We start from the raw sequence: 26,505 nt of genomic DNA, 5'->3' as shown, positions 1-26,505 counted from the left end.
TAGTAATTCCTTTTTTAAGTTTAAATGATTAATTAATAAATTTAAAAAATTTATGCATAAAAACTTCCAATGCGTAAAATTTTTATTATTCATCAGTATTTTTAACATTTAATTCATCTTTAAAAGCACGTAAATGTTTAACATTATCCTTAGTAAAATTAGGAATACCCAAATCAACTTCTGGACTATTTTCACCATTCATTCAACGATTTAAAATATTAACCATAGTTTTTTGACCTATAAATCCATAATTAGCATCGTAAATATTACCTTTTCTTTCGATAAAAAAGTTTTTACCTACCACTGGCTTTTCTTTTAAAATCCTTGTAGGATTAAAACTATTTTTTGTATTTATATCTAAACTATTTACATATTTTGCTAAATTAGCTTCGAATTTTTTAATTATAGCTTCACCTTCTGCTGTTCCTGGTTTATATCCTTTAATTAAATATTCATTATATGAATAAATTACTTTATCAACCGTTCCTTCAAAAGCTTCACCCAATGTTGGACCAACACGTTTTGCAGCATCAGGATTAGTAGCATCACTTAAAATTGCTCCACCTATTCAACCTCAATTATCTACATAGCGTTGAACTTCATTTATATCTTTTTTAGGAATAGGAAATTTAGCTCCTAATCCAGGTGTATATTCATCATTTTGGTCTGCATATAAAATTGGAAAATAAACAGGTTGTGGAATAAAAATATTACCTAAGAATAGTAAATCATCTTTACTAAAATTAGGATCAATAATTCGTGCTCCTTTCATTACGTTTGGCATTGTCATAACAACAGTTTTATTTTTTCAATAACTATGTTGTTTAGCTCAATTCGAAACATTCTTTCGTACAACACTAACAATTGCTTTTGCATAATCTGTAAATGTTTGAAAATTGCTTTTACCATCAATAACCGCTTTATTAACATTATCAAATTTTTTTGCATCATAAATGCGATCTAAGGTTTTACCTGTAAAGATTAAGCCATCATATGGATCAACAAAAAAATCTGTAATTCCAGCTGAAGCGTTAACGTCAGTCTCTAAATAAGGGTTATTTTTACCAAATAACCAATTAGGCATGAATAAAGCTGGTGTTTTTGAAGGCAAACCTGATGATCGTGACTGCATAACAATTCCACCTATTTTATTTTTATCTAAAAAATTAGTTTTATAATTTCCAAATTTAAAATCTGCAATAAATAAAGTACCTACATTCTCAGCAGCTAATGTTTCTGCTTTAACACCTTTAAGTTCCATACCTTTAGTTAATTTAGGATTATAAAGGTAAGATAAATAATGTGGTACAACTTCTTCTACATCACCTGCTTTTCAACGATAATTAGAAATATCTGGTGCAATTCCAAATGAATATGCGGCATCATCTTGACATAATGAGCCAGAATCACGCGTCATAGCAATTTTTTGGTTCTTTTGATAATATATACTTGCATTTGTTGCTAAAGTTTGAATTCGCTCAAATTCTTTTCCTGAAGCAGACTTTCCACCCTCAAAATAAACTTGTAAATCATTAGCTCAATCCTTACGTCTTTTAATTAAATTTGTAAGTTCTTCTTTAGTTGGTAATATTTGTTTAAAAATGTCATTTGAAGACTTAACTTCATTATTAACTTTACTACAAGCTGTAGTTGTACTTACAATAGTTGTTATAAAAGCAATAGAAGCTATTGAAGTAATTCAAATTTTTTTATATTTCATAACAATATTCTTTCTTTATTTTTTATTTAAAAAAATTATTAATACCTTTAATTTTAATACACAAAAATAAATATATTTTTTTCCATTTACCACCCAAAAAAAAAAAAAAATAGTGAACAATATGGCTTGTTCACTACTAAGATTGTGCTTAAATATTATTTTTAAATAAGATAATAAATGTAAATATTGGAGCTACTAATAAAGGAGTTACAATAGGGGCGTCAAATACCAAACTAGTTAAATTTTGAACGATATTATCTAAAATAAATTGACCAAAAATTAAAAAGATAATGGTGATGAAGCTTGAAAAAATTATTGATGAACTAAAGCGATTACCAAAAACCGCATACCCTAAATTTGCTGCAGCAATTCCTAAAAATAATACATTTCCTCCCATAATATATGAAACAGCTGTTAAACAAGATGAGATAAAAATCATTTCTAAATTCAATAATTTTACTTTTAATCCTAATTGTTCAGCAATCATTGTATCTGTAATAACAACTTTAAATTTAGCAGAACGCAAAAAGCATCATATCATTAAAAATAAAAAAACAGCATAACTTAAATATTTTTCAGTACTATTACGGTTTGAAAAATTACCTAACAAACGATCGTCAATATAATTTGATGCAACTAGAGTTAAATTGTCTTTTAAGCTAATTGATAAAGCAATAGCAATAAAATTAATGAATACACCAGAGACAATTAACTTTGTATGGCTAAAACCGGTTCGTTTTTTTGAAAATCAATACAAAATTAATCCGGCACATACTCCTGATATTATAAAAATAAAAGGTAATAAATTTTCAAAAAGTTTTTGAGAACCATAATTTTCAAAATTAATTGATATTGCTAAAAAAAATAACCCAATCAAACAAACATTACCTATCCCAAGAGTTGATGTATCAACTAATCGATTTTTAGTAATCCGTTGGAACATATAAGCTGATGCTCCTAATGATGCTCCTGTAATTCAAATTTGTAAGATTGTTTCATAATTTACTTTAAACAAATCTAAAGGAGTCCGATTATTTAATAATTGACCTTGGTTATTAATTTTAATAAACATAACTAATAACGATAAAAAAAGAATTGTAACAATACTAATAACTCAAGCTGCTAAATGTTGCTTGCGTGCATAAACCCGAAATTTTTTCTTGAAATTTCCATTTTCAATAAATGATGCATTGTTAATGGTATTTAAAATATTATTTTTTATTATAAATATAAATCGTGATGGATTTTTCATATTATTTATCCGTGTTTTCGCATAATAAAAATTAACACAAATGCACTAACAATAGCCATTAAAAAGTTAGGACCAAAACGATAATTTAGTGATAAAAATAATGAAACTTCTAACAATGCTAATGAAAATACAATAGATACAAAAAATACAAATAATGGTTCATGTTTATTAAATGTTGCCCTAACTATATTTGGAATAATTAAACCTAATAGAATCATGGGACTTGTAATATTAACAGTTGCAATTGTTACAATTGCTGTTAAAACTGTCACGACTCAAAAAATTAAATTAACTTTGATTCCTAAAGATTTTGCCAAAGCAAAATCGCGTTGCATAATTTTTAATTTTGGTGATAATACTAAAAAAGCAAATAAACAAATCAAAATTAAAGGCATTGAAATATATAATTTTAATCACTCATAAACATTTGGTAATTCACCAGTTCAAATTGTCACTCGATTTAAAATATTTGGACGTGAAACAGCAATTACTAAACCTACCGCTGTAATTGTTGCAGATATAGCAAATCCAATTAAAACTGGTTTAAATGAACGATTACTAGATTTTTGTCGTTGTAAAATATAATTAACTAAAATGATAAATGATGAAAATATAAACCCAAAAACATATACTAATCAGCTTTTACCTTGATCAATCATCAACATTGCTACATAAGCCAAAATTGAAACTGGAATGTATCCTAATGTTGAAGGTGATGATAAACGATTCTGAGTTGTAATCTGAATGGCATATCCAGCAACCGGCATAGAAATTGCTACAAATAATTTAACGATAGGTGGATACCAATACAATAAAATACTTTTATCATCAGCTACTACTTTAGCTCAAGTTCGAAAATAGGTTACATGAGTATTATAATTCGCATCAAAATATGTAGATTTTTCATAAAAAACATTCATAAAAAACATACCAACAGCTAAGATAATAAATGTTAATACAATAATCGTTATCATATAAGGACGACGAATTTGTGTACTAACAAATTTTTTTGCTTCAATGAGTTTTTTATAAATAGAAAGATCTTTTTTATTAATATTTACTTGTTTTATTTGCATAACTATTTATTTCTCTATTTTTGTTTGTCTAAAACTTTAACACCTAAAGAATCCTTAAATGCTCTAATGTGTTTAACTGTATTTTTATTAAAAATAGGATACCCTAAATCTATATTTTGAGCGTTAGCTCCCCTTGTTCATTTATTTAATGTATTAACTACTAAATCTTGACCAGCAAAACCATAACATGCATCATAGAACTTACCTTTACGTTCAATAAAGAAATTCTTACCCACGACTGGTTTTTCTTTTAAAACTTTTGTTGGCACAAATTGATTTTTTGTTTCTTTTGTTAAACCATTAACATAATTTGTTAAATTCTTTTCAAATTGTTGTACTAAAGCTTCGCCTTCTTCAGTTCCGGGTTTGTAATTTAATAAACCGTATTCGTTATAACAGAAAACTACAACGTCACTTGTATCTTTAAAAGCATCACCTAAAGTTGGGCCAACTTGTTTTGATGCTTCTGGATTACCAGTACCATTTAATACTTTTCCACCAATTTGTCCATAATCATCAATATAATTTTGCACTTGTGAAATATGATTTACTGGAATAGGGAATTTTGCACCTAATCCAGGTAAATATTTATCATTTGGATCACTATATATTGTTGGACAATACATAGGTTCATTAATGCAAACATTACTCAAGAATTCTAAGTCTTCTGGTTTAAAATTAACATCTACCATTTTAGCTGTTGGAGTAAAGTTAGGCATAACCATTAAAACTGTTTTATCTTTTCATTTATCATTTTTTAAAGATCATTGTGAAATTCCACGACGCGTTTCATCAACCATTGCCTTTGCAAAATCTGTGAATGTCTCAAAATGTGTTTTGCCAGCTACATGTGCATTATAAACATTAGAAAACTTTTTAGCATCATAAATACGATCTAAAGTTTTTCCTGTTAAAATAATCCCATCTAGTGGGTCAGAGTAATAATTAGGTAACGCATAATTAGCAGAAGCATATTTTTTTAAATTTGGATTTAAATTAGGATCAAATAAAAATTTTGGTGTTAGAACAGCAGGATAGTGTGATGGCAAACCAGAAACTCGTGATTGCATAATTAATCCACCAACAGTTTTTTTGCTTAAAAAATTATCATTTCATTTACCATAATGGTGATCAGATATTAATAAAACACCGATTCCATTATCATCCAAAGTCTTTGGGTCTAATTTTGAAAAGTTTCTACCTTCAGTTAAATTTTTATTTCAATATGGTTTTAAATATGATGGAGAAACGTCGCCACCATCTTTTGAAACTCATTTATAATGAACATAATCGGGTGCAATTCCAAATGAATAAGCTGCATCATCTTGTACCAATGATCCAGAATCACGTGTTGCCGCTAATTTTTGATGATTCTTAAATCATTCCGTTGCATTTGATGATAATGTATTTATACGGTCAAAATTTTTGCCACTTTTACTTAACCCACCATTAAAATAAACATCTAAATCTTCACTTCATTGTTGTCTTTGTTTTTCCAAATTTTCTACATCTTGTTGAGTTAAATTAATATTTGGATTTGTTTTTAAATCAGACTTATTATTTACTGTATTAGCCTTTTGATTATTGCCATTTGTACAAGCTGTAGCTACTGTGGTAATAGTTGCTAAACTAACTACACCTAATAATCCTGTAATTAAAAATTTCTTAGCTTTCATCTTCATAAAATGATTAGTCCTTACTCTATTTATAATAATTAAATATACAACTACTTTAAACAAAAAATAAACCATGAAAGTTTATGTTTTTTTTATAATAGCCATTAAGATTTTACTACTATAAAAAATTATTTATTGGTTTATATACCTAATTTGTTTTATCAAGAACCAATTTAATATAATTTTTAATTGCAGTGATTAATTCATCTATATTATTAAATTTTAAATTAGGAGCTAAATATTTCAAAAAAACAATCTTAATTCTTTCGTCATAAATATTTTGATTAAAGTCTAAAATATGTGCTTCAATCATTGAAAAAGAGCGAGTATTAATTGTTTTAGGGATTCCTAAATAAACTACACTATCATACTTTTTATTATTAAAAATTACTTGTGCTTTGTAAACACCTTCAGCAATATCAATTAAATTATTATCACATAAAATATTAGCAGTATTAAAACCAATATTACGAGCTATTTGATCGCCACGTACAACATTTCCCACACGATAATATGGTTTAATTAATAATTTATTAGCTATTTCAACCTGTTTATTTATAATTAATTCTTTAATTTTAGTTGTACTAACATCATTAGTAATAATTTTAATTTCAACATTAAAATATTGTTTTAGACTAGATGCATTACAAAAATTATTGCCATAAGTAAAATTAGCACCAACAATAATTTTTTTTGGAGTTAGTGGCTTTAAAATTTGATCAATAAATTCTTCCCCACTTAAATTGTTTTGATCAATATCATAAATAAAAATCCTTTTAAATCCTAAATCTTCTAATTGTTGAATTCGCTCATTAAAATCATATAATTTTTTTATTTTACGTGGGATATTTTTAAAAGTTAAAATAGTTTGGTTATTAGGATCTGATAATAAATTCATATGACCTAAATGAATTCCATCAAAAAAACCAATAATTAATTCATTAATGACGAATTGTTGCTTAATTTTATAAATATTTGTTGATGTTATTTCAATAATCATAGACTTGTTCAATTTCAATTGCATCTTTAATCTCAAAAGGTCCACTTTGCGTCCTTATTAATGTCAATAAATGAGCTAGATTATTAATTTTAGTAGCTAAATCAACAGCAAAAGAACGAACATAAAAACCTTTAGAAACATGTAAAGAAATTTTTAAAATTTGTTTTTCATAATTGAAATCCATAATTTGATATTTAAATATTTTAACTAATCGTGGTGCTATTTCAAAATCAACTTTTTGACGTGCTAAAACATAAGCTTTTTGCCCGTTGATTTTTAAAGCGCTAAATTGTGGGGGTTTTTGTCAATAATCATTTTTATAAAAATCTTTAACTATTTTAGTAACCTCAGTTAATGTAACCATTCGGTTTGTAGATGAAACAATTTCACCTGCTGCATCATAAGTATTTGTTGATGTTCCAAATTTAATTTCAGCAATATATGATTTATTATCTAGTATTAATTTTGTTAATAGTTTTGTTCCTTCATTAATTCCCAATACTAAAACACCTGAAGCATTAGGATCTAAAGTTCCAGCATGTCCAACTTTTTTAGCACCAATAACCCGTTTAACCTTTTGAACAACATCATTAGAAGTTCATTTTATTGGTTTGTTAATGATAATAATATTTTTACTAATAGCACTCATAATGTTATTATTTTATCAGTAATAAGAATAAATTATTAATAATAATTTGTTAATATTAATAAATAAAGTTTATATAGTATTAATTAAGATAAAGGAAAATATTTATTGAAAACAATTTTAATTGTAAATAAATCATTTCGTAAAAAGCGCAGTTTTGACACTCGTTTTTTGCATGATAGTGGAACGATTTATAGTAATGATCGTTTTTTAAAAATTGTGCGTGAAAGCTTTGATGCTCATATTAAGAAAAAAAGTAAAATTCTATTTTATTTCATGGAATGATGATTTCAAACTACAAATTATAAATTAAATCCTGAAATTTCACATGCAAAACGTTCTTTACGTTCATGATTAATCGAAATCTTTTTTTTATTTTGTATCGTTGCATTAATTGTATGTATTCTCGCTGGTGTTGCAAGGCCAATTATTGACTGTGTTATCAAATCAATTACATTAAGTCGTGGTCAATTTAAAGGAGATTTAATTATTGATGGACAGATTATTATGAAAAATTTATCTCCTTCTAATATTAATGGATTAACTGGTGGATCATCAATCTTAAATGTCGATCAATGAGAATTAATTCCAAAAGTTTGAAAAGCTTATTTTTCAAGTCCTAGTGTAGTTGTATTGATTTTATTAGTCCTATTTTTTTTATTTTTTAGTTGTTTATATATATACATGATTAAAAAAATTAGACCTAGAACTAATAAAATGAGCTTAGAAGATTATTTGATCGCAAGGATGAATTTAATTAATTCATTCAAATTTATACTAAAACGTAAAGTATTATTTATTGAAGGGATCAAAGAATATAACCATCGTTTTGTTTTTAATATGAATGCTGATTATAATTTAATGAGAATAATGAATTATATTTATTCTGGTTTGGCAGAATTAAACATCATTATGGTTATTGATATGGATAGTGATGAAAAAATTTTTGAATTACAAAAAGTAATTAAACAAGATTTTGATAATTTAGATTTAATCATTATAGAAAAAGAAATAGCAGAGTCACTAAAATCAAAATACCAAAATGGTTGTTTAAATAAAAAAACTAATTTAATTAACATTAATAATAAAGAAATTGATCAAAGTCAACAAACTCAAGATATTAACATTTACTAAAAAAGATGATTTCACATTTAAAATGCTATCATCTTTTTTTGTTCCATGTAAATATAAATTATTTTTATATTTAAAGTTCAAATATTAAATAAATTTAGAAAAAATTTCTAAAATTTTATATAAAAAAATAAATATTTTCTGTACATTTTTGATATTCTTAAACTGAAAAAATATATTTTAATTTAATTATACTTGCTTTATTTTTATTAAAAAAGATGGAGGTTTTATGTGTATTAGTAAAATAGATATGGCTAAGGTAAAAAAATTTTTTAAAGAATATTTATTTGCTAAATTTCAATGCAAAAATCGAGAACTATATCGTCAATTAAAAGATTATGATCCAAAAGATGATCAAAAATATTTAAAATGGGAGCATTTTGTTGAATATGTTGAGCAAGTTCTAGAAGCATTAGATAAAACTAGTGCTCAAATTATTAAAGAAATTTATATTCAAAATAAAAGAATTTGTGAATTACCTTATAGTTATTCAACATATTATGCATATCGTAAAAAAGCAATTATTGAATTACTTGCATATCTTGATTTAAAAATTTAATTAAAAAAGGCCCTAAAGGCTTTTTTTAATTAAATATAGTTAATTTTTATAATTGATAAAGATTTATTTAAATTTGCATCATTTCCATAAAATTTTGTTAATTCATCATAAATTACATCTATAAAAATTGATTCAGACAAATGGTTCATATCAATAATATTTTGTTTTTTAGCTTGTGCATCTAATCAATTATGATATTTTAAATCACTTGTAATTAACATATCTAGTTGATAACGATTAAATGCGTCATCAGCAAATTTATAACCACTACCTCCTATAATACCAATTTTTTTAAGATTTGTTTCTAGTCTAAAAACGTTGTTATATTTAATAATAGGTGATAAAAATTTTTGTTTAATAATCCGACTAATGTAATCAACACTAACACCTAATTTTAATTCTCCTACAACAAGATATGGATTCTGTTCATCTTGCTTAAGATTCAATAAGCCTAAACGTTTAGCCATTTGCATGCTCATTCCATTTGCTGATGCATCAAATGCTGTATGTAAATGAATTAAGCTGATTTTATTTTTTTTAATTTTTTCAATTAAATCGATATTAACAAAATAATTTACTTCATCATTTGAATCTTGATTTGTAAATAATGGATGATGACTAATAATTAAATTAGCATTATTTAATATTGCATCATTAACAACATCATCTGTGATATCTAATGCTATTTGTACATTATTAATTGTTTGTTGTTCATCAAAAAATAAACCATTTTTATCTCAAGCTTCAGCTTTTGATAAGTCATATTTTTTAGTTAAAAAATTCAAAATATCTTGTGCTTTAATATCCATTTTTTTCATTAATAAATTCCTTTATATATTCATATTCTTTAACTATATTTTCACTAACTAGCGAAATATCCAAAGCTTTTAAGTATTCATAACGTCTCTTTAAAAATTTAAAATATAAATTCAATGAATCCTTATGCATCTGGCTACTTATATAATAATCTTTTTCTATTAATTTTGGTACATTAATAGTTTTAGAACAAATGATTATTTCATAAAAAATTTTTTTTTCAACAAAAATGTGTTCAACTTTAATTTGATATGAGTGATTATTTAGATATTTACGTATTTTATATGATTGAGTATTTGGTTGTAAAATATAATTTTTAATTTGATTTTTATTCTGTTCTAAAATTTCTATTATACTTGTTGCTCCCATCCCTGCAATAACACAATAATCAAATGTTTGTTCCAAAATTAATCCCTTGAAACCATCATTCAAAATATTAGTAGTTCGTTTTAAAAGATTATTTTTAGTCAAATTATTGATTCCGTTTTCTAATGGACCTTGATTAACTTCTATATTAGTAACATGTTGTGCTTTATTGTTAACCAATAAGATTTTAGCTAAATATGCGTGATCACTACCAACATCGACAACATTTTGAGCGTCATTAATTAAATCAGCAATAAAAGCAATTCTAGTTTTCGGATTCACCAATAAATGAACGTAGTTTTGCGGTTTTTGATGGATGTTTTAATTTACGAATTGCTTTTGATTCAATTTGACGTGCACGTTCGCGTGTAACTCCTAAATATTCACCAACTTCTTCAAGTGTATAAGGACGTTCGAAGGGTAATAAACCATACCGCATTTTAATAACACGTTGTTCATTATCGTTTAAAACTTTTTCAAACATTTCATTAATCTGATCATTTAATGCTTTTTTTTCAGTATATTTTTCTGGAGAAATAATTTCATCATCAGAAATGAAATCTGAAAATTGTGATTCTTCATCATGACCAATTTGTTTATCTAATGAAACTGGGTCAACATTTAATTTTTTAATCTCAACAACTTTTTGTGCAGTGATTAACTGTTCTTTTTGATTTTTTGCTTGTGAAACTTTGTTCATAGCTTGCGCAATTTCTTCAGCCGTTGGATCCCTTCCTAATTCTTGAATTAAATTTCGCTCGGCTTTAGTTAATTTGTTAATTGTTTCAACCATATGAACAGGAATTCGAATTTGTCGAGCTTGATCAGCAATTGCGCGCGTAATTGATTGGCGAATTCATCATGTTGCATATGTACTAAATTTATGTCCTTTTTCATGATCAAATTTATCAATTGCTTTTAATAAACCGGATGACCCTTCTTGAATTAAATCTTCTAAGTCTAATCCACGATTTAAATATTTTTTAGCAATAGAAGTAACTAAACGCATATTTGATGTATAAAGTTGATTTTTACCAATTTTAACTAGAGATGGATCGTCACTAATAACCATTTTAGCATATTCAGTTTCCTCATCAGAGCGTAACATTTTTGATTCTCCAAGTACTCCTAAATAAGCTTTAATACCATCATCAACTTTTTCGGTTGTTGTTGATGAAAAACCAATTTTTGATGTGCTAATTTCTAAAGTATCATCAATACCATATTCATCCTTTTTTTTGGTGTTTGTCTTTGATTTTGATTGCATCACCAAATCATAATCAGGCACACGAATTCCAATAGCTTCTAGAACATCAATAATTTCACTAAAGTGTTCTTCACGTAAATTCATATGAATAAAATAATTTTGAAGTTTATTAAATTTAATTTCATTTCGAGAACGTTTTTTCTTACTAACATCTAAAACCACATTTAATAAAATTTCTTCAGGATCACCAGCATCTGCACCTTTTAAATTACGACTTTCAAAAATTCCTGCTTCAAGTTCAGAAAGTGCATACGAAAATGAGAATTCTTCAGTAAATGATAATTTAACTTTTTGTTTTAAATCCTCTAGATTTACAAATAATGGTTCATTTTGTTTTGTTGACATCTAAATATCCTCATCGCTCATATTTTAATTTTAATTATAACATAATTAAAAAATAAACACTTCAGTGTTTATTTTTTAATATTTCTTATTTTTCTCCAAAAACAATATTATAAACTTCATCATAGTGTTTTACCAAATGAATTTTAATATCATCTAATATATACTTTGGAACATCTTCTAAGTAACGTTCGTCATCAATTGGTAAAATAATTTCACGAACTCCAGCACGATATGCTGAAATAACTTTTTCTTTAACACCACCAATAATTCCAACATTACCACGTAGCATAATTTCTCCTGTCATTGATAGTGTTGTACGCACTGGTCTTTGACTTAATGAACTAATAATTGCTGTTGTAATCGCAATTCCAGCAGACGGTCCATCTTTAGGAATTCCTCCGCTTGGAACATGAACATGAATATCAATTTCTTTAAAAGAAACTTTTTTAGTATCAATGCCATATTTATCTGCATTTGCTTTAACAAAACCTAAAGCAACAGATACAGATTCATTCATTGTTTTTTCAAGATTTCCAGTAATAGTTACATTTCCACCTTTTCCATTGGTTGAATGATTAACTTCAATAGGCAATAAATCGCCACCAGCCGCTGTATAAGCCATTCCATTAACAATTCCTGGAATTGTTGTCTCTTCTTTTTTATTAAAATCAAACTTAATTTTACCTAAATATTTAATAATCATGGCTTCATCAACTTTTAAATTCAAAGGTGATTGATTATTTTTATTCTTATAAGTTTCAACAATGTACTTGCGTACAATATGACCTAATTGACGATCTAATTCTCGTACTCCAGCTTCTTTAGTATAATGATTAATAATAAAATCTAAAGCATCATCAGTAAAAATAAGTTCATTTTCATTTAATTTAGCATCCATAAAAATTCTTTTTAATAGATGTGATTTTGCTATTTCACGTTTTTCAATTGCTGTATAACTCGATAGTTCAATTACTTCTAAACGATCAATCAAAGCATAAGGAATTTGTTGATAATAATTAGCTGTTGCCATAAACATCACTTTGCTCAAATCATATTCTTCTTCAATGTAATTATCTGAAAAATTTTTATTTTGTTCAGGATCTAATACTTCAAGCATTGCGGCAGCAGGATCTCCTCGTTGATCAGATGTCATTTTATCAATTTCATCTAATAGGAATAAAGGATTGATAACGCCAGCCTTTTTCATACCCTTAATAATACGTCCGGGCATAGCTCCAACATAAGTTTTACGATGACCTCGAATTTCAGATTCATCTCGCACACCACCTAAACTAACTTTAACAAATTTTTTATTTAAAGCTTGTGCAATCGAAGTAACAAGTGATGTTTTACCAACACCTGGAGGGCCAACTAAACAAATGATTGGACCTTTAAGATTAGGGTTACGCATACGTAATGCTAAATACTCTAAAATTCTTTCTTTTACCTTTTCAATACCATAGTGATTATCATCTAAATGAGTTCTTACAGACATCAAATCAGTATTATCAACACCCTGTTGAGTTCATGGTAAATCCAATAATCAATCAAGATATGATTTAATAACTGATGATTCATTTGATGACATAGCATTCTCAAAACGATTTAATTCAGCTAAAGCACGTTCTTTAACATTTGGTGGTAATTCTAAATCTTCAATTTTTGCACGAATTTTATCAGCGTCTTCTTCACGACTACTTAGTTCACCTAATTGTTCTTTAACAACTTTTAATTTTTCGCGTAAATAGAACTCACGTTGTTGTTTTTGAAAATTATTATTAATTTTATCAGTAATAGTTTTTTCAACTTCATCTTCAATAACGCGCTTATCTACTAATTGATCAAATAATAAATGTAAAATTGTCTCATGAACTAATAATAAATTAGGTTGCAATAAGATATTAATTCGATCTTCAATAGTTTTTTCACTAATTTCATTATCATAATCATTAATATAAGTTGCCGCAGCTAAATAAGCAAACTTTTCTTTTTCAAGTGAAATTAAAGCGTGCATATTATCAAAATTGATATTTTTATGTCTTGAACGCTTGTTAATTATATTGAAAATTTCAGAATTAATACCATTGATTGCTATTTCATCTTTATTTGATAAAATAGGGTTTGTAATGACATCTTCATATTCATATTCAATAGCATCAATAACATCATTCTCATTATTAATGTAAACAGCTTTTAATCCTTCAACTTCAATTGAATAACCTTCATCAAAATTATCAATAATAGATTTAATTTTAACTAACGTTCCTACTTTATACAATTCATCAAAATTAACAACTTCATCAGTATCAATATCTTTTTGTGAAATAATAATAATTTCTTTACTTGAAGATTGTTTAGCTAAATCAATCGCTTGGATTGATTTAGGGCGTCCTACTTCAATTGTTGTTGTTTCATAAGGTAAAACAACAATTGCTCGTGATATTAAGATAGGTTTTTTCATTAACAACCTCTTTTCTAATCTTTATTGTATTAAGATATTATAACAAAAACAAATAAAAATTAGCAAACTATTATTACGAGTGCTAATTTTATACATTGATTTTGCCTTTTTGTCCTAAATTTTCTTTAATTCTTATTTGATTGTCTTTATTTTGAAGATAAAGTTGTATTTTTTGGCTGATTATTTTTGTTTAAGTCAATTAAATAATTAACAACTTTTTTATGTAACAAGAACTCTTTAACAGCATCAGGATTTTTTGATAATTGTTCAATAACAGCTTGTTCTTCCCCTTGGTATAGTTTAGCCATTTCCGCAACACGTTCTTTAACTTCTTCATCAGATACAACAATATTTTGTGTTTCAGCAATATCATCAACTAACAGTGCTAAAGTTATAGTTTCTTTAGCTTGTCTTATCAAGTCTTCTTGAAATTGTGCTTCTGATTTTTTACTAAATTCCAAATATTGTTTTAATTCAATTTTATATTGTGATAATTGTGATAAAACTTGTTGTCTTAATGTTGAAACTTCACGATCAATTAATGATTGAGGAATTGGTGTTATCTTTGCTTTAGCTAATAATTGTTGAGCAATCTCTAATCAGGCACGTTCACTATTCTTTTCTTGTTTAGCTAAAACAATTTGATTGTGAATATAATCTTTTAATTCTTGAACTGTATTAACATTAGGCAAATTAAATGATTTAGCAAATTCATCATTTAATTCTTGTGGCTTTACATTTGTAATTTCTTTGATAAAAACTTCAAATACTGCTGCTTTGCCTGCTAAATCGGTTGCATGATAATCATCTGGAAATTTAACATTAATATTTTTACGTTCATCTTTTTTTAAACCTATCATTTGATCTTCAAATCCTGGAATAAATTGATTAGATCCAATTGTTAATAAATGATCTTTAGCACTTCCACCTTCAAAAGGCACACTATCAATCATCCCTTTAAAATCAAATCGAACTTCATCCCCTTTTTCAATGAATTCATTATCATCTTTAACACGTCTTTGTGATTTAGAATTTAATGCATGTTCAATTTCAGCATTAACTTCATGTTCAAAAGCTTCATTCACAATTGGTGTTAAAATTAAATCGTTATAACTTTCAATTGTCGCAACAGGGTATAAATCATAAACAACTTTTAAACTTAGTTCTCCATCTTTAAAATCTAATATATCAACACTTGGAGTGTCAACAGTTTCTGAATCATCATTTATAAATGATTCATCTTGTTCTAAAAAAGTTAAAACTTGCGGTATTAAATCATTTGTTGTTGTTTCAAAAACTTCAATTTCATTAACGTGTTTTTTAGCTTCTTCAACCGGAACTTTTCCTGGACGAAAACCAGGAATTTTTAATTTTGAAGCTGTTTTTTTTGCAATTTTTTCAAATGATTCTTTGTGTTTTTTCTCTCATTCTGATTTTTCAATTAAAATTTGAAATTCAATCGCATTTTCGTTCTTAATTTTATTTAGTAATTTCATATATATTCCACCAATTAACGTTTATTACATCATGTATGTTAATATAAAGTTTACATAATATTTTTATATTTTAACATTTATAAAGATTTTTTTATTAGTTAGTTGATTCATCAATAGGACTAAATTCATTTATTTCTTTATTTAATCTTGGTAATTCTGTTAAATTTCTTATACCAAATAAATCATAAAATTTTTGACTAACAGTATATAAAATTGGGTGACCTGGTGTGTCTTGACGGCCTGCTTCTATAATCAAATTCAATTTTAAAAGAGCGTCAATGGCAGGTTTGGGATCACGATCACGAATTGCTTGAATTTTTGCACGAGTTGTTGGTTGATTATAAGCAATAATAGCAAGCGTTTCTAAATTTCTTTGACTTAAGGGAGTTCTAAAACTTGTTGTAACAAATTTTGATAAAGCATCTTTATTTTTGGATTGAGTTAATAATTTAAATTTTTCACCAAATTGTACTAAAACTAAACCCGAATCATCAACGTCATAGTCTTTTTGTAATTGATTTAAAATTGTTTTAAGTTGAGAACTCTCATTTAATCCTGTTGTTCTTTTTAAATCTTGCAAAGAAACACCTTCTTCACCAGCTAAAAACAGTGTAGAATCAATAATTGATTTAATGTTTGTAATTTGATTTTGATTCAAATCATTTATATTAAATGAATTTCGAAAAGAAACACTACTATTTTTTTTAACATCCTTAATTTTAATTTCTTCAGTAACATTAATATCTTTTGTTTTAAATATCTTGTTAAAATCTTCTTGTGGTTTTAATTTTTCACGTAATAATTCATGATTGGTTAATTGATTCTGCAAGAATTTAGAATTTTGCTTAAAATTATTATTTTTTTGTACTAATTTAGAATTAACAAACTCTAAGAAATCTTGACCTGATAATGCTTTTGGTTGATTAATAATTTCGTTGCCTGATTCAATTTGTTCATGATTATTTAACTTATCATCTTTTTCTATAAATAAACGAGTTTTATGATTAATGTGTTTTTTTTGATAAATTTGTTGATTGTTATCAATAATTTCATCATCAATACCATCTCAATCTAATTCTAATTCATTTTCATCATCATTGTTATCTGCGGATAGATTATGTAATGTATATTTAGCTAAATCTAATTCATTATTTAATAAATTCTTTTTATTTTTTTTATCATTATTCATTGTCTTCACCTTTAAAATTAATAATTGTATCTTTTGTTAAATTACTTGTTAAATTTTTAGCTTGTTCTACACTACTAGAATTATAATCATCAACAACTCTTTCAATATTAATTTTTAATAAATAATCATTATCTAATTCTTCAAATAAAATTTCATTACGATTAATTAAAATTAAAATAATTAAAAACATTATTGCAAAAAAACGTTTATTTTTATCAATCACTGCTTGTATATCAAAAAAACTAAGCATACTTGCTTGTTGATTAGGCGATTGTTTTAAATAATTTAATAACAATTGTTCTAATTGTTTAACATCATATTCATGAACTTTAATCTTATTAATTTTATAATTTTTTAATTCATTTTCATAAATGATTTTATCCATAATATTTTTTAAGATCATGGAGTCTAAATGATTTGGCAAAGGCTTATAAATTGCATCTTTTAAATAAAATTGCTCATAATCTTGTTGTGGTAAATCCATCATAGTTGCTCTAAATTCAAAACGTTGTTTTAAATGTTCGCTTAAATTTTTATAACCATTGTATTCAATTAAACGATCAATTAAATTTTGGCGATCTTCTTCAATACTCATAATTTGTTTTTCATCAACAGTTGGCATCAACATTCGAGTCTTAAGTTCTAGTAAATAAGAAGCCATTGCTAAATGGTCACCTAAAATATCAATATCGATCGTTTTAATTAATTGATTTACAAAATTAACATATTGTTTTGACAACTCTAAAATATCTAAATTATTAATATCTAAACGTTTTTGTTTAATTAAAACACACAATGTATCTAATGGACCGTTAAAATCAATAAACTTATATTCAAATAAACTATTTTGGATTTGCTTTTCACTCATTCTATTCACCAAAAATTATTATATTAAACTTATAAATTAATTATAAAAAAAATTAGTTTTAAAAATACTTTTAGTATAAAAAAACAATAAATTCAATAAACTTTTTTTAATTTATTTAAAGTATTTACTGTTAATGAAAATTAATTTGTTTTAATTGTTGATTTTAACAATTCATCATAATTTTTTTTAATGTTTGATTGAATCTTACGCATTAAAATATCTTTATTAATATTAATGTAATTAAAAGAATGAATTGGTTCTAAAAAACTAACTTTAATATGTTGGGTTTTAAAAGGATTTGATCTTAACTTTTGCTTTTGATCGTTTTTCATTTCAAACGAACCTTGTGAGTTAAAAATCACAAAAGGTTGAATCGAAGATAATGTATTATAAGCAGCTGTTAAAGCGCCTGATTTAAACTCATTAAATTCATGATTAAAATTTCGTGTTCCTTCTGGAAAAATAACTAATCCACGATAATCTTGTTTTAAAGCATTAACTTGTTCATTAATTGTTGAAATTGATTGTCTTAAATTATTACGGTCAATGTAAATTACATCAATTAAATTAAATAAAAATTTTAAAAATGATTTTTTTAATTCAATTTTAGCAACAAAACGCACATTATGAGGGCTAATTTGATAAAGAGCCTTTAATAAAACAATTGGATCACCATTAGATTTGTGATTACCTATGTATAACATGCTTTTTATACTAACATTTTCTTTACCAATCAAATCTACTTTAATATTTTTTAAATATAAAATAGCATCAATAATACCCATTATTTTTTTATAGCGCTCATTAACGCTAACAGACTCTGGATCATTTTTATATTTATTTGCCATCATAGCCGCTAAAATCATTTGAATTATTATGTATAATGCTACAAAAGGATATGCAACAAATCACAGTAAGGTTTTTAAAAAATTCATTATACCACCATTAATTATTATAAATATGATTAACTAATTATTTGAAAATAATTAGTTAATACTTAACTCTAGTTTATTAATATCTTTAAGCAATAATTGTTTGTTATTTTTATTATTTATAATTAAACTTGCTTTTACAATAATTAAATCTCCATCATTAAGATTTTTTAGATCAATATGATCATTATTATATAAAGTTATGATTTTGGCTTCATCATTAATAGGATCATCGCCTAAATAAGTTAGTAATTCGATAATTTCTTCATTGTGTTTTTTTAAAATAATGTATCCACTAAAAACATAATCATTTTCATTAATTAAATTAATATCAAAATTCATAAATATATACACCTCATTAATAAATTATGAGATTTATAGAAAAATGAAAGTTTTAATTTTGTTTGTTATTTTTTTATTAAAAATTTAGCTTTTTTATTTTTTTTAAATAAATTTCATACAAATGTTGTACACATTCATCTAATTTCATGTTATCGTTAAAAATTTCAACAGCATCGTTTGCTTTTTTAAGTGGAGCAATTTTGCGAGTCATATCACGATGATCACGTTCTTTAATATCGTTATATATTGATTCATAATCCAAATTTTCAATATCTTTATTCTGAAACAAACGTCGTTTAGCGCGTGTTTGAATGCTCGTATTTAAATAAAATTTAAGATCAGCATTAGTTAAAACAATACTTCCAATATCGCGCCCATCCATAACAACGTTGTTTTCACTAGCAATTCTGCGTTGTTCATTAGTTGCTAAATCTCGAATTTTTTCATTAGCAGATACAACACTAGCAATCATTGCCACATCATTACTTCTTAAGATAAGACTAACATCGTTGTCATTAATTTTCACATTATCACCATTAAAAATAAAATTAGCATTTTTAATGGCATTAATACAATCCATTTCGTTAACATTAATATCTAATTTATTAATAGATAAAAAATAAGCATAAGCACGATACATTAAACCAGTGTTAATATATAAAAATCCCAATTTCTTGGCTAATTCTTTTGCTGCTGTACTTTTTCCAGAACCTGAAGGTCCATCAATAGCGATACTGATATATTTTTTCATTAATTAATAACTCCTGCAATTAATAATGCACATATAATTATGACGATTAATAAACATAATAAACAAGAAGTTAAAACTATAAAAATGATGGTTTTGATGTTTAATTTTGAATCAAATGGCATTTGATGATTTAAAGTATGAATTTTAGGTTCATCCATTGTAATTTTAAAATGTTCATATGCATCATAATTTTTTAATTGATAATCTTCAAATTCACTACTAATTAAACTTAATTTTTTATTATTTTTAATATAAAACTCACTATCTTTAGTTTGAATTTGAATATTAACTTGATTTAATTCAAGAATTATTTCACTAATTTGTCTTACATCATAAACACTAACCAGATCTTGAACTTGTGAAATAACATATGGTGTCATATTTTTATAATCAAATTTAAATTCATCAAATAAATTTTGATTTTTAATCTCACTAAAGTTAATTCAATCAAGTTTTTTGATTTTATCTTCAATCTCTTTTAAGCTTTGTTTTTGGACTCTAATTAAAGTATAAAACTTATTTAACTCATTAATTGTTAATCTAGTTTTAACATGAATTTGTTTACGATCTATCATTAAATAATTTAATATTTCATTATTCTTTTAAAAATATTACTTAAATAACTTCGCTTTATAAGAAATAACACTACCGCTAATCATTTCAAATAAATCACTAATTGAATTTGCAACACTATCAATCTTATTTAAATACTTAATTTTTTTATTTAATCCAAACACATGAATTGTGAATAGTCCACTTTCAAAATTAGCATCTTTATCTTCTAAAATCAATAATTCATTACCTAAATGATCATATTTTGAAGGACTAATTTCGCTAAAGGCATGATTTAATTTGTAGGAATTATTGAACTTAATTCGTTTATTAGTTTTTTTCTCGATAACGTGTGCATAATTAACAACTGGACGACCAAATTTTTTAAATAGATGATTTGAAGTAATTATAACTGCATACGATAAAGCATCACTAGAATCAATAATTTTAATTTTTGCTTGTTCTAGATCTTTAAAATTATCTAGTTGATTTTCACTATAAATATTCTTATTAATATCTGTAACAATTACATCTTCTATTACATGATATTCATTTTCACAATTAGCAAACAAATAAGGATGTTTATGCTCTAATGAACCAATAATTAATTTATCATCTTCAAAACTAATCTGTGGAGCACAAACATAAGTAGAACCTGTGGCAATAATTTTTGCTTCATTTAATTTCGCTTCAAAATCGTCTAAATATAAAATATTGTTTCGGTTTGTTGATAGCTTATGATGCACTGCATAAACTTTAATTTCATATTTATGTGATTTATTTGGCGGGCAAGGAGGGAAATAATTATTTGCTATATCAGTTTGATAATTTGCATCTAATATTGAATGTGAAAAATGTTTTGAAGTTGAATTTTCACCTTGATATAAATTAGCATAACCAAGATTTGCAACATTTAATGCTAATTCGGGTTCAAAAATGTTTAAGGCATATCAATGCACAAATGGAGCGCCTCCTACTGCTTCATAATCAATAATTGCAACCGCATAACTTGCTGTTTCAAGTACTGGTGATCAACGAATTTGAGGTGAAATATTATTTAAACCATAATTTTGTTCGTCAAAATTATTAAATTTATCCAAACCTTTAATTTCAATTTTAATTTGCTCTCCCTCTTTAATTTGCTTTAAAAATTTATTTTCTACCATATACTCAAATTTTCCTTTATTTTTAATATATATACATAAATTAAATATTAACTTATACATTATTATATAACAATAACCAATGGTATTTAAACCATTGGTTATTAAAATTAATTATTTCTTTGTTGAATCATCAGTTACAGTTGCTTCAGTAACATCATCTTTATTATTGTTTTGATTATCTGGATTTTGCTGTTGAGCTTGTTGAGCAAATTTAGCAGCATTAGTTAATAAATCTTCAACTTTTTTAACTTCAGCTTCTAGTTTTACATAATCTTGAGCATCGCGTGCGTTTGTTAAATCTTCAATTTGTTTGTTAAATACATCTTTTTGTTCTTGTGGAACATTTTCAGTTTTTGACACTTGTTCTAATTGGTTAATTAGACTATCAGCACGATTTACAAGTTCACGTTCATGTTTTACTTTAGCATCTTTTTCTTTGTTTTCCTCAGCTTCCTTAATCATTTTGTCAATTTCATCTTGACTTAATCCTTGTGAATCTTTAATTGTGATTGATGTTTCTTTTTGTGTTTTTAAATCTTTAGCGTTAACACTCATGATCCCATTAGCATCAATATTAAACTTAATTTCAATTTGTGGAACACCACGTGGAGCTGGTTCAATTCCGCTTAATTCAAAATTACCTAATAATTTATTATCAGCAGCTAATGAACGTTCACCTTGCACAATTCTTATATCAACACTTGGTTGATTATCAGCAGCTGTTGAAAAAATTTGTGATTTACTTACTGGAATCTTTGTGTTTCTTGGAATTAAAGGAGTTGCTACACCTCCCATTGTTTCAATTGATAAAGTAAGTGGTGTTACATCAAGTAATAGAATATCATCAATTTCTCCTGCTAATACTCCACCTTGAATAGCTGCACCAATTGCAACAACTTCATCAGGATTTAGTGAATGGTTTGGTTCTTTACCTGTTAATTCTTTCACTAAATTTTGTACTGCAGGCATACGTGTTGAACCACCTACCATCAAAACTTGATCAATATCAACCAATGATAATTTAGATTCTTTCATTGCATCTAAAACAGGTTTTTTTAATCTTTCAATTAAATTTTTAGTTAGATTATCAAATGTCGCTCGATTTAATTCTTTTTCAAAATTAATTGGCTGACCAGAACTATCCATTGCAATAAAAGGTAATGAAATAGTTGTTGTGTTTATACCTGATAATTCAATTTTAGCTTTTTCAGCAGCATCTTTTAAACGTTGCATAGCCATTTTGTTTTTACTTAAATCAATATTGAATTCATCAGCAATAGATTTTAATAATCAATTAATAATAACTTGATCTCAATCATCACCACCTAAATGGTTATCACCACTTGTTGATAATACTTCAAATGTACCATCTGCCATATCTAAAACTGATACATCAAATGTACCACCACCTAAATCAAATACCAATATTTTTTGTTCTTTATCTAATTTATCAATTCCATAAGCTAAAGCTGCAGCTGTTGGTTCATTAATAATTCTTTCAACGCTCAATCCTGCAATAATTCCTGCATTTTTTGTAGCTTGACGTTGTGCATCATCAAAATATGCTGGAACTGTAATTACAGCCTTATTAACTTTTGCTCCAATTTTCTTTTCTGCATACTCTTTAATATAAGTTAAAATTTTTGCTGAAATCTCTTCTGGAGTATAATCTTTATTTAAAACAGTTACTTTTTCTTTTGTACCCATTAAACGTTTGATTGATGAAATAGTATTTGGATTAGTTATTTGTTTACGTTTTGCAGCATCACCTACTAAAACTTCATCGCCGTTAAATGAAACTACAGATGGAACTGTTCGTTTTCCTTCTGGATTCTCTAAAACAATTGGTTTTTTATTTTCAATTACGGCTACACATGAATTTGTTGTACCCAAATCAATTCCTAAAATAATTTCTTTTGCCATAAATATCACATTCTCCTTTTAAACATATACCATATTTGAAAGTATAAGATATTATACATTATTTTTTGGCACTTGTCAATATTGAGTGCTAATTTTATAAAAATAAATTTTCGTTTGTTAAAAATAATTTGATTGAGTTTAATTTTTAATGCAAATTATTTTTTATTTTTGTTTTCTATAAGCTTACTTTTCTTAATCAAGTTGATAATTCTTGTTCAGTTTCTTCGTCTAATTCTATTTTATTACTTATCGTAATGAAATAACCATCATTGTCTTTTAAGAAGCTAAATTCATTTTTATTTAAATTCGCATTTGTGACGATTGTATCTAATTCTTTTAAATAAATTTTAAAATCATTATCGCTATTATTTTTGGATTCATTATCATTAAAATCAAGAATTTCATCAATAGAACAAGCACTATGATCTTCAAAATTTGTTAATAAAATATTATTAAATGGGCGTGTAAAATATTTTAAACCTATTTCTTCTGTTAACTGTTTATATTTTAAAACATATAAACAAATAAATGGATATTCATATTCGATGTACTCTTTGTATTGTACAGGAACAATGTGTGTTCTGCCATGCGCATATACTGGTACATTATCTACACGATTATAAACATGATAACTTTTAATATTAAACTGTGCTTTATTAATGCCGAATCGTGTTTGATTATTAACTAGTTCAGCAAAAGGAATTACTTCACAATCATTAACAAAAGCTATTTGGTTTTTTAAAAAAAGTTTTGTCGAAACTGATAGTGGAGTTAATTGATTTTGATTAGTATAATAATAACTTTCATAATCGTAATTATCACCAATTTTATAAGTATCATTATTAATATATCATTCTCGGGCAATTACACTTGATAAACTTGTTGTAGTTAAATATAAAATATATTTTTCAAATAATTTTACTAATTCATATTTTAAAATATTTAAATTCGTTTGTAGGTCCGCATTAATATCTGTATCAATTAGAAAATCACAAGTTTTTACATAACTATTATTTGTTAATAAATTTATAAAGAATGGTTTTCTATTATCTTTTAATAATTGATCATCAATAATAAGGGATGTCGCAGTTTTTGTAAACATAGGAACTGTGATATCATCTTGTTTTAAATATTTAGCAAAATTTTCATAGTTTTCTTGACTAAAAGGCGTAAAAAATTCTAGCATTTTTGTATCAAATTCTAAATTTTGAGTAGCAATTCCTAAGCCATAATACTTAGAAAATTCTAAATTAGAAAAAATTGTTTTTGAACGAGAATTAACAGTTTGAGCGTACGTTGAAAAGTTAAAGTTTGGAGAGTAATTAGTTTTATGAACAAAATTACTGTGAAGATCAACAAACGGTGTTGGTTCCTTATGATGAGCAACGATCGTTTCACTAACCATTTGATCTCCTTTTCGATAAGAAATTTGAATACAACCACTTGTTACAACATCTTTAATTGAAAATTCCTTATAATACACTAAAAAAGTATCCGTACTTTTAAATTTAACTTCTAAACCACCAAAAAATCCAACAAATTTTGCGTTTCGTGAAATTAATAAATCGGTTTGTTTAATATTTTCATATTGAATTTCTGGCATTAAATATAAACCATTCTTAGCAAAAATTTCTTGCGAAATTTTATAAGAATTAATTTGTGATAAAACATTATAAATATATTTATTTTTTTGGCTGTTACATATATTAATTTGATTATTTTTTTCAATTTCATACTTTTTAAAATTTTTAATAAATTTGGAATTTTTCAAATAAAAATGTAAAAAAAACAAACCAATAATAATAACAAAACAAACTGCGATTAGAATATTACAAAAAGTCCGTTGTTTAATTTTTTCATCTTTTTTGCGTTGTTTAATATCATTTTTTAAATTATTAATATCGGTTACTAAATGATTAATTTTATCAATATTATTATCTTGATCTTTTAATTGTTCTAAAATTACATGATCAAGATCGCTGTTTAAATTTTTTTTAAATTCATCAAAAAATCCATAAACAGGATTTTGGATTAGTTGTTTAATTTTTTGCTTGTCAATCATAATAAATACTATTTTCTTATTTGATTATTTATATTATTATATAATACTACAAAAAAATATGGCTGATAAGTAACACTTATTTAAAATAATTCAAAAATAAAAATAACGTCGTTAATTTACCGATTCCACCTGGTACAGGAGTGTATTTAATGTTTCGATTTAATGCATCATTTTTATTAATTAAAAAAGAACCACATAACTTATTATTGATGTATTCTGTAGTAACATCAATTAAATAAGAATTATCACTTAATGCATTAGAATTAAAAATGTGTGCTTTATTCACACAGCTAATAATAAAATTAGATTCTTTAATAATTCTTAATGGATTTTTAGTTTGTGAATGAATAATATTAATTTTATTATTTTTAGGATTTAATAACTTATATAAATAATCCCCTAAATAGGGTGAACGACCAATAATGCAAATTCGATAGTCATTTAAATTTACATCTAATTCTTTAATTAATGTTAAAATTGCATTAATTGTTGCTGGATGGTAAATAATTTGATTTTCTTGTTTTTTATTTAAAAACAAATGTGAATTAATTCCATCGAGATCATTTTGAAAAGTTAAATATTGAAAATAATTTTGATCCAAATGTTTTTTTGACAAAGGGAATTCAAAAAACAAAAAATCCTTATTTGCTTGTTTAAGTTTTGATAAAAAATGATGATTTTCTTGAATTTGGTATGCATTTAAATCATAAATAATAAGTTTAACAGAAAATAATTTAGCATATTTTAATTTTGATTGAATATATGCACTATTAAAATTTACTAAATCTGAATCATAAAAAACATAAATACGTTTTTTAGTTTTGTTTTTTTTAGTTAATAATTCTGTTAAGACTTTTTCGTATAAAAAATCAATTTTTAGTTTCATTTTGAAATAAAAAGGCTTTTATT

At 25.4% G+C, this 26,505-nt stretch carries 23 protein-coding genes; 2 read left to right on the top strand and 21 right to left on the bottom strand.

The genetic code is table 4. The features are described 5' to 3' along the window. Window positions 1-85: 85 nt before the first annotated feature. From UPA3_RS01885 to truB, 6 genes are all read right to left on the bottom strand, one after another. Window positions 86-1,720, bottom strand: a complete 1,635-nt coding sequence (locus UPA3_RS01885; protein WP_010891743.1) for a hypothetical protein — start codon at window positions 1,718-1,720, stop codon at window positions 86-88. Between the two features lie 148 nt (window positions 1,721-1,868). Next, window positions 1,869-2,972, bottom strand: coding sequence for an iron ABC transporter permease (locus UPA3_RS01880; RefSeq protein WP_006688598.1), 1,104 nt, complete (start codon window positions 2,970-2,972; stop codon window positions 1,869-1,871). A gap of 5 nt (window positions 2,973-2,977) precedes the next feature. Continuing rightward, window positions 2,978-4,048: an iron chelate uptake ABC transporter family permease subunit gene (locus UPA3_RS01875; protein WP_006688601.1), complete on the bottom strand. Its 1,071-nt coding sequence runs from the start codon at window positions 4,046-4,048 to the stop codon at window positions 2,978-2,980. 14 nt (window positions 4,049-4,062) lie between these two features. Next, window positions 4,063-5,730, bottom strand: coding sequence for a Vmc-like lipoprotein signal peptide domain-containing protein (locus UPA3_RS01870; protein WP_012317007.1), 1,668 nt, complete (start codon window positions 5,728-5,730; stop codon window positions 4,063-4,065). Between the two features lie 142 nt (window positions 5,731-5,872). Then, entirely contained in the window at window positions 5,873-6,724 is an 852-nt protein-coding gene (gene ribF / locus UPA3_RS01865) for a riboflavin biosynthesis protein RibF (RefSeq protein ID WP_006688419.1), read from the bottom strand. Continuing rightward, window positions 6,690-7,373 (bottom strand): tRNA pseudouridine(55) synthase TruB, encoded by a 684-nt coding sequence (truB, locus tag UPA3_RS01860; protein WP_006688525.1) that lies wholly within the window; start codon window positions 7,371-7,373, stop codon window positions 6,690-6,692. Before truB ends, ribF begins: the two co-directional genes overlap by 35 nt. A 105-nt stretch (window positions 7,374-7,478) precedes the next feature. On the opposite strand from truB, the gene UPA3_RS01855 reads away from it, so the two are divergent. Then, on the top strand, window positions 7,479-8,504 hold the full coding sequence (locus UPA3_RS01855; protein WP_006688625.1) for a hypothetical protein: 1,026 nt from the start codon (window positions 7,479-7,481) through the stop codon (window positions 8,502-8,504). Window positions 8,505-8,730: 226 nt separating this feature from the next. After that, entirely contained in the window at window positions 8,731-9,060 is a 330-nt protein-coding gene (locus UPA3_RS01850; protein WP_006688721.1) for an MG284/MPN403 family protein, read from the top strand. A gap of 29 nt (window positions 9,061-9,089) precedes the next feature. On the opposite strand, the gene UPA3_RS01845 is transcribed toward UPA3_RS01850, so the two are convergent. The 15 genes from UPA3_RS01845 to UPA3_RS01775 form a co-directional block, all read right to left on the bottom strand. Beyond that, a complete protein-coding gene (locus UPA3_RS01845; protein WP_006688492.1) occupies window positions 9,090-9,878 on the bottom strand; it encodes a Nif3-like dinuclear metal center hexameric protein in 789 nt (262 codons plus the stop codon). Further along, the gene (locus UPA3_RS01840; protein ID WP_006688536.1) at window positions 9,859-10,524 is read right to left on the bottom strand and encodes a tRNA (adenine(22)-N(1))-methyltransferase TrmK; all 666 of its coding nucleotides are present in this window, start codon (window positions 10,522-10,524) and stop codon (window positions 9,859-9,861) included. Before UPA3_RS01840 ends, UPA3_RS01845 begins: the two co-directional genes overlap by 20 nt. After that, window positions 10,508-11,854, bottom strand: a complete 1,347-nt coding sequence (locus UPA3_RS01835; RefSeq protein ID WP_010891740.1) for an RNA polymerase sigma factor — start codon at window positions 11,852-11,854, stop codon at window positions 10,508-10,510. The genes UPA3_RS01840 and UPA3_RS01835 overlap by 17 nt, the downstream gene beginning before the upstream one ends. 85 nt (window positions 11,855-11,939) lie before the next feature. Continuing rightward, window positions 11,940-14,315, bottom strand: a complete 2,376-nt coding sequence (lon, locus tag UPA3_RS01830; RefSeq protein WP_010891739.1) for an endopeptidase La — start codon at window positions 14,313-14,315, stop codon at window positions 11,940-11,942. A 146-nt stretch (window positions 14,316-14,461) separates the two neighbouring features. Continuing rightward, on the bottom strand, window positions 14,462-15,811 hold the full coding sequence (gene tig, locus UPA3_RS01825) for a trigger factor (protein WP_006689135.1): 1,350 nt from the start codon (window positions 15,809-15,811) through the stop codon (window positions 14,462-14,464). 94 nt (window positions 15,812-15,905) lie between these two features. Beyond that, window positions 15,906-17,000, bottom strand: coding sequence for an SMC-Scp complex subunit ScpB, long form (locus UPA3_RS01820; RefSeq protein ID WP_006688488.1), 1,095 nt, complete (start codon window positions 16,998-17,000; stop codon window positions 15,906-15,908). Beyond that, entirely contained in the window at window positions 16,993-17,868 is an 876-nt protein-coding gene (locus UPA3_RS01815) for a segregation and condensation protein A (protein ID WP_006688570.1), read from the bottom strand. Before UPA3_RS01815 ends, UPA3_RS01820 begins: the two co-directional genes overlap by 8 nt. Before the next feature lie 140 nt (window positions 17,869-18,008). Beyond that, window positions 18,009-18,803 carry a lysophospholipid acyltransferase family protein gene (locus tag UPA3_RS01810; RefSeq protein ID WP_006688748.1) on the bottom strand — a complete coding sequence of 265 codons (795 nt, stop codon included), beginning with the start codon at window positions 18,801-18,803 and terminating at the stop codon, window positions 18,009-18,011. Window positions 18,804-18,854: 51 nt separating this feature from the next. Further along, window positions 18,855-19,142, bottom strand: coding sequence for a hypothetical protein (locus UPA3_RS01805; RefSeq protein WP_006688435.1), 288 nt, complete (start codon window positions 19,140-19,142; stop codon window positions 18,855-18,857). Window positions 19,143-19,218: 76 nt separating this feature from the next. Next, complete coding sequence (cmk, locus tag UPA3_RS01800; protein WP_006688521.1) at window positions 19,219-19,893, bottom strand: (d)CMP kinase; 675 nt, start codon at window positions 19,891-19,893, stop codon at window positions 19,219-19,221. After that, window positions 19,893-20,468 (bottom strand): hypothetical protein, encoded by a 576-nt coding sequence (locus UPA3_RS01795; RefSeq protein ID WP_006689111.1) that lies wholly within the window; start codon window positions 20,466-20,468, stop codon window positions 19,893-19,895. The genes cmk and UPA3_RS01795 overlap by 1 nt, the downstream gene beginning before the upstream one ends. Window positions 20,469-20,504: 36 nt before the next feature. Next, a complete protein-coding gene (locus tag UPA3_RS01790; protein ID WP_006688649.1) occupies window positions 20,505-21,611 on the bottom strand; it encodes a YbhB/YbcL family Raf kinase inhibitor-like protein in 1,107 nt (368 codons plus the stop codon). Between the two features lie 111 nt (window positions 21,612-21,722). Then, entirely contained in the window at window positions 21,723-23,534 is a 1,812-nt protein-coding gene (gene dnaK, locus UPA3_RS01785; RefSeq protein WP_006688469.1) for a molecular chaperone DnaK, read from the bottom strand. Between the two features lie 175 nt (window positions 23,535-23,709). Continuing rightward, the gene (locus UPA3_RS01780) at window positions 23,710-25,596 is read right to left on the bottom strand and encodes a hypothetical protein (protein WP_006689120.1); all 1,887 of its coding nucleotides are present in this window, start codon (window positions 25,594-25,596) and stop codon (window positions 23,710-23,712) included. Window positions 25,597-25,672: 76 nt separating this feature from the next. Further along, on the bottom strand, window positions 25,673-26,482 hold the full coding sequence (locus UPA3_RS01775; RefSeq protein ID WP_006688679.1) for a Rossmann-fold NAD(P)-binding domain-containing protein: 810 nt from the start codon (window positions 26,480-26,482) through the stop codon (window positions 25,673-25,675). Between the last annotated feature and the right edge of the window lie 23 nt (window positions 26,483-26,505).

This window comes from Ureaplasma parvum serovar 3 str. ATCC 27815, assembly GCF_000019345.1.
Lineage (GTDB): Bacteria > Bacillota_I > Bacilli_A > Mycoplasmatales > Mycoplasmoidaceae > Ureaplasma > Ureaplasma parvum.
Note: the sequence above shows the minus strand (reverse complement) of the source record. Positions and strands in the feature narration are given on the sequence as shown.